This is a genomic window from Mesorhizobium sp. M7A.F.Ca.CA.002.05.1.1, assembly GCF_003998335.1.
Classification (GTDB): domain Bacteria; phylum Pseudomonadota; class Alphaproteobacteria; order Rhizobiales; family Rhizobiaceae; genus Mesorhizobium.
The window spans coordinates 1-2632 of sequence record NZ_RZQI01000828.1 but is presented as its reverse complement, the minus strand read 5'-3'; the positions used below and the strand labels follow the sequence as shown (position 1 = coordinate 2632).

Sequence of the window (2632 nt, the reverse complement as noted above, 5' to 3'; positions counted from 1 at the left end):
CCGCCGGCCCGCCGATGACCGGCTCGGTCAGCGGGAAATAGCCGTTGACGGTCTCTTCGCCGACCTGCATCTCGACGCCGACGCCAAGGGCCGCGATGCGGTCGGAGAAGTCGTTGTTGAATTTCTGCGCGATGTCGCGGGTGAGTTCCAGATGCTGCTTCTGGTCCTCGCCCACCGGCACGTGGGTGGCACGGTAGAGCAGGATGTCGGCAGCCATCAGCGAAGGATAGGCAAGCAGGCCGAGCGAGGCGTTCTCGCGATCCTTGCCGGCCTTGTCCTTGAACTGCGTCATGCGGTTCATCCAGCCGATGCGCGCCACGCAATTGAAGATCCAGGCGAGCTCGGCGTGCTGCATGACCCGCGACTGGTTGAAGACGATGTGCTTCTTCGGGTCGATGCCCGAGGCCAGGAACGCAGCGGTGATCGACCGCGTCTGATCGGCTAGGTCTTCATAAACGAGTTGGGCTGTCAGCGAATGCAGGTCGACGACGCAATAGATGCAATCGGAGGTGTCCTGCAGGGCAACGAATTTCTTGATGGCGCCGAGATAGTTGCCGAGATGCAGATTGCCGGTCGGCTGGACACCGGAAAAGACGAGTGGCTTGAAGGCGGTCATGATTGTCCTCATGGCTTGTGGAGGGCCGTATAAGCGTGATTCCGAAAAGTTGCAGACTTTTCGGAGCCAATCGCGCGGCTGGAAACCGCGCGCGGCGAAAGTCTTGCGACGGCGCGCTTATGGACGAAGACGGCGCTGCGATCAAGACGGCGCTGCGGGCGTGTCGGGCGCTCTACTCGTCCAGGTCGGTCTTTGCGACCGGTGGCGCCGACTTGCCCGATCCCCGCTTGACGTTGCGTCGGATCATGCCGAAATCGGCACCGCCTGTGGCGAAGGCGGTGATGAAATAAAGCAGCGCTCCGCCGGCAACCAGCGACAGCAGCGTCGTCGCCTTGACCACCAGCGGCGAGCCCGGCCCTAGCCTGACGGCGAACCAGTGCTCGGCAAAATAGAGTGCCGCCCCCATTACGGCCGCCGACAGCACCAGCCGTGGAATGCGCTTCATCAGCGGCACGTCGCGCCCCCAATGGCCGCGCCGGATCAAGACGCCGAGCAGCATCACCGCGTTGACCCAGCCGGCGACGGCCGAGGCCACCGCGATGCCGGGCGCGCCCATCCGTGGAAACAGCGTCAGCGCCGTGGTGACGTTCACCGCCACCGAGATGGCGGCAAAGATCATCGGCGTGCGCGTGTCCTCGCGGGCGAAATAGCCTGGGGTGAACGCCTTGATCAGGACGAAGGCCGGCAGGCCGAGGCCGAAGATCGCCAGGATCGCCGCCACCGTCGGCGTCGAGCCGTTGGCGGCGAATGCGCCGCGCTCATAGACCAGCCGCACGATCGGCTCCGACATCACCCAGAGTGCCGCGGCTGCCGGCAGGGTAAGGAACAGCGTGAACTCGACCGAGCGGTTCTGCAGATTGGCCGCCTCGATCAGATTGCCCGACTTCAGCGCCCGCGACAATTCGGGCAACAGCACGATCGCCACCGCAACACCGACCACGCCGAGCGGCAACTGGTAGATGCGGTCGGCATAGGCGAGCGAGGATACCGCGCTGTTCTGCGCCGAGGCGATCGCCGTGCCGATCAGCTGGTTGATCTGGGTGATGCCGCCGGTGATGGCCGCCGGCAGCGCCAGGATCAGCAGCCGCTTGACCGCGGGCGTCATTTTCGGCCGGCGGAAGCCGATCGAGATGCCGGCGTGGCGCACCGCCACCCAGACGATCGCCAGTTGCACCAGTCCGGCGGCAAGCACGCCCCAGGACAGCCCGTAGCCGACGGTGAGGGCATCCGAGCCCTTATACCAGGCATAGGCGAGCACGCCGATCAGGATGATGTTGAGGAACACCGGTGCCACCGCGGCGGCGAAATAGCGGCGCAGCGAATTCAGCATGCCCGCCATCATCGCGCCCAGCGACATGCAGATCAGATAGGGAAACATGATCGTCGCCAGCGTCACCGTGGTGTCGAACTTCCCCGGCGTGCCGGCAAAACCCGGCGCCACCAGATAGCGCACGATCAGCGGCATCGACAGTTCCATGATGATCGTCAGCGCCAGCAGCGCCGTGAACAGCACGCCGAACACTTCCTCGGAAAAGCGCTTGGCGCCTTCGGTACCGTGGGTCTCGATCTCCTTGGCGAACAGCGGCACGAAGGCGGCGTTGAAGGCGCCTTCGGCAAACAGCCGGCGAAAGGTGTTGGGAAACTGGAAAGCGGCGTTGAAGGCATCGGCGACCGGTCCGGTACCGAGTGCGGCGGCCATCAGCATCTCGCGGCCGAAACCGAGCGCGCGGCTCATCAGCGTGCCGGAAGCGACCGTTGCGAATTTCTTGACGAGGCTCATGCTTTTGGGAACTGCCTGCGAAATTGGGACGAAGTGATGGTCGTTGTCACTCGGCCGCCGCCCTGGACTTGCCGCCGCGTTCGGGCACGATGCCTTCGAGCGTTGCCATCAGCCGATTGCGGATGGTGGCGATGCGGGCCGGGCTGTCTATCTTCTGGCCAGTGAGATCGGTGACATAGAAAGTGTCGATGACCTTTTCGCCGAAGGTGGTGATGTGGGCCGATGCGATGTCGAGC

At 64.3% G+C, this 2632-nt stretch carries 3 protein-coding genes; all 3 read right to left on the bottom strand.

The genetic code is table 11. The features are described 5' to 3' along the window. A partial coding sequence (gene trpS / locus EN939_RS29125) for a tryptophan--tRNA ligase (RefSeq protein WP_127271142.1) occupies nt 1-616 on the bottom strand: 616 nt, incomplete at its 3' end. 172 nt (nt 617-788) lie between these two features. Beyond that, nucleotides 789-2396, bottom strand: a complete 1608-nt coding sequence (gene murJ, locus EN939_RS29120) for a murein biosynthesis integral membrane protein MurJ (protein ID WP_127271141.1) — start codon at nt 2394-2396, stop codon at nt 789-791. Nucleotides 2397-2442: 46 nt separating this feature from the next. After that, a partial coding sequence (locus EN939_RS29115; RefSeq protein ID WP_164751311.1) for a hypothetical protein occupies nt 2443-2632 on the bottom strand: 190 nt, incomplete at its 5' end.